Origin of the sequence: Chitinophaga sp. (assembly GCF_035564935.1) — a bacterium.
Classification (GTDB): domain Bacteria; phylum Bacteroidota; class Bacteroidia; order Chitinophagales; family Chitinophagaceae; genus Chitinophaga.
The window spans coordinates 1-3,734 of sequence record NZ_DATMTE010000515.1 but is presented as its reverse complement, the minus strand read 5'-3'; the positions used below and the strand labels follow the sequence as shown (position 1 = coordinate 3,734).

General features: G+C 46.7%; 2 protein-coding genes. One reads left to right on the top strand and one right to left on the bottom strand.

Going from position 1 to position 3,734, the window contains the following annotated elements; genetic code table 11:
- Positions 1-1,437 (bottom strand): dihydroxy-acid dehydratase (locus VN105_RS13100; RefSeq protein ID WP_325641553.1); only part of this gene is annotated, 1,437 nt, incomplete at its 3' end.
- Between the two features lie 232 nt (positions 1,438-1,669).
- Between VN105_RS13100 and VN105_RS13095 the strand changes: the two genes are divergently transcribed.
- Positions 1,670-3,734: outer membrane beta-barrel protein (locus VN105_RS13095; protein ID WP_325641551.1), on the top strand; the 2,065-nt coding region annotated here is incomplete at its 3' end.

Below are 3,734 nucleotides of genomic sequence, written 5' to 3'. Positions count from 1 at the left end.
GGTGCCAAAGCCGGTGCCGCTCATCCGTCCGTCGGAAATGCGCACCATATCAGTGATGCCTTTGGCCAGTAACTTCGCCGGCAGCCCGAGATTGCCTACTTCAGGCATGCCCGGGTAACCTTTAGGCCCCACATTTTTAAGTACCAGTACACTGTTTTCATCCACATCCAATGCAGGATCATCGATCCTTTTTTTGTAATCGTCTATGTCTTCAAACACCACAGCTTTGCCGGTATGCTTCATCAGGTGCGGACTTGCAGCAGAAGGTTTGATAACGGCGCCCTCTTCGCAGATGTTGCCTTTTAGTACCACGATGCCCGACACCACGTTAAAAGGATCGTTTATGGATGAAATTACCTCCTTATTATAGCTTACGGCATTTGTATAGTTTGCTTCAATGGTTTTGCCATTGGCAGTGATACAGTTTTTGTGGAGATGATCCAGCAGGGCGTTGATCACAGCCGGCAATCCGCCGGCATAATAAAGGTCTTCCATGAAGTAACTGCCTGAGGGCTGGAGATTGGCGATCAGCGGGATGTTGGCGGAAAAGGTATCCATATCCTGCAGGTTCAGTTCCACGCCTATACGGCCGGCAATGGCCAGCAGATGGAGCACAAAATTGGTGGAGCCGCCAATGGCCGCATTTACACGGATGGCGTTTTCAAAAGCTTCCCTGGTAAGAATATCTGTTAACCGCCGGTTTTCCCTGACCATTGACACAATCTCGTTTCCGGACAGGTGGGCCAGTACTTTACGGGCTGCATCCGGCGCGGGGATCGCTGCGTTCTGTGGGAGCGACAAACCGAGGGATTCCACCATACAGGCCATGGTAGAGGCAGTACCCATTACAGCACAATGCCCGTCGCTGCGGCACATACCGGCTTCAGCCATCGCCAGTTCTTCGTTGGTCATCCTGCCGGCCCTTACATCTTCACTGAACCGCCAGATATCGCTGGTACCAATGCTGTGGCCCCTGTGCCTGCCGGTAAGCATTGCGCCTCCCGATACCACAATGGTAGGAATGTTTACGCTGCAGGCGCCCATCACTAACGCTGGTGTGGTTTTATCGCAACCGCATAACAGCACTACGCCATCGATGGGATTGGCACGGATAGATTCCTCCACATCCATACTTACCAGGTTGCGGTACAGCATGGCGGTTGGTTTGATCAGCGTTTCACCTAACGACATTACAGGAAATTCCAGCGGGTAGCCACCGGCTTCTATCACGCCCCGCTTCACCGCTTCCGCCAGTTCCCTGAAATGGGAATTGCAGGGTGTAAGCTCCGACCAGGTGTTGCAGATACCTATAACAGGCTTGCCTTCCAGTTCATGTTGGGGAATGCCCTGCTTCTTTAGCCAGGCGCGGTATATAAAACCATCTTTGCCTTCACGGGCAAACCAATTAGCGCTTCTTAATGAATTTTCGTGCTTCATAACGGGAGTAGATAATTTCAAAAAGATACAATAAATTATGGATTTCAAAAATGAAGGGCACATGATTATCACATCTTTCTACCGGTTATCTTTTTATTAATATTCTTTCTCTACATGATAAGTAGGATGTCCATTTAACAGATGTTTATCAGACATGGCAATATAAGTTCCGTTTTTATTATGGAATTTTAACATCATAGCATCTGTACCCAATAACCTGTATACTCCATCAATGAAGAAACTATCCGGTTTGATTCTCGGTATGGGCATTACCCAATGCTGCCTGGCGCAGCAGGCTTCCGTTAAGGGTAATGTATCAGACACACTTAATCATGTGCAGCTATCCAGATCAGTGGTAGCATTGCTGCAGGCAAAAGACTCCATTTTATATAAGTTTACCAGGAGCGATGAAAAAGGACATTTTGAATTAACGAACCTCAAGGCAGGGAAGTACCTGCTGATGATCACTTATCCTGCCTTTGCCGATTACGTAGAGCCGTTAACGTTATCGGATACCTCCGGAGTACAGCTTAATAAAATTATGCTGACGTTGAAATCACGTTTACTGCACGAGGTAGTGATACAGCAAAAGGTGGCTGCTATCAAAATGAAGGGGGATACTACGGAATTTAACGCAGATAGTTATAAAACCGCTCCCAACGCCTCCGTGGAAGAGCTGTTGAAGAAACTGCCGGGTATACAGGTAAATGGGAAAGGACAAATTACCGCGCAGGGAGAAACCATAAAAAAAGTATTGGTAGACGGGGAAGAATTTTTTGGAGATGACCCTACACTGGTTACCAAGAACCTGCGGGCGGATATGGTGGATAAAGTACAATTGTATGATAAGAAAAGCGACCAGGCAACTTTTACCGGTATTGATGACGGGGAGCGATCGAAAACCATTAATATCCAGCTAAAGGAAGATAAGAAGCGCGGCTACTTTGGGAAAGTGGCAGTAGGCGCCGGTGACAACGGTTTTCACGACAGCCAGGCCATGCTGAATGTATTCCGCGGAAAGAAGAAGCTGGCGGCGTTTGGTATTGTGTCAAACACTGGTAAGGTAGGGCTCGACTGGGGCGACAGGGAAAAGTTCGGTTCCGGTACCGGGGATATTGCCATTAATGAGGATGGCGACATGGAATTTACTTTCAATGGAGATGAACTGGACAGCTGGGATGGCCGTTATAACGGCGACGGCTATCCGTTAGTGCAAACCGGGGGATTGCATTACTCGGATAAATGGGACCGGGACCGGCAGAACGTTAATGCCAACTATAAGATCATGAAGTTATATATAGATGGAAAGAGTGAGGATATTTCCCAGAACATCTTACCTGATACTATCTATTATAATCACACTAAAGAAAATTTTCATAACAACATTCTCCGGAACCGCGCGAATGGCAGCTATGAACGTCAGTTTGACTCCACTTCCTCCATCAAACTGCAAATAGACGGAGGGCTGGATCATAAAATATCCAACAGGCTTAGTTCCAGCGGGATGGAGTTGAATGATATGGTGGTAAACCGTGGTGAACGTAAAACGTCGAATGTATCGGATATCGGGAGCATGAACGCCAATTTGCTGTGGCGCAAGAAGCTGAAGAAAAAGGGACGTACGCTATCACTGGATCTCGCGGAGAATTATTCCAGGACCAACGGGGAAGGTATGCTGGATGCCTATACGGAGTATTTTAAACAGGGAAAGCCGGATTCCGTGCAAAATATAGATCAGCTGAAAACCACGAATAATGAAAAAATCAGCATTATCAGTAATCTTGCTTATACGGAGCCATTGTCTGCAGCATCTTCCCTGTTATTCAACTATGGTATTAATATAGATAACAGTCATTCCAACAGGAACTCCTATAACCAGCAAACAGATGGTAAGTATACCGCCCTGGATTCCCTGTATAGCAGCGATTATGCCTTTAATATATTTACGCATAAAGGTGGTATCCGTTATGGCTATACGAAAAACAAGATCCGTATTAATATAGGCGGTAACGTGGGGCTTACCAGCTTCAGCCAGAAAGACATGTTCCGGAATAACGAAGTGAAACGCGATTTTGTTAACTGGTATCCCAGGGCAATGTTCCGGTATAGCTTTTCGCAACAGCGCCGCCTTACGGTGCAGTATACCGGCTATACCCGGCAACCGGATATTAATGATCTCCAGCCTATCCGTGTGAATGACGACCCGCTTAACCTCCAGATTGGTAACCCCTCATTGAAACCATCTTTCAATAATAATTTCAATATCAACTTTTCCGATTTTAAAGTAATGACAGGCC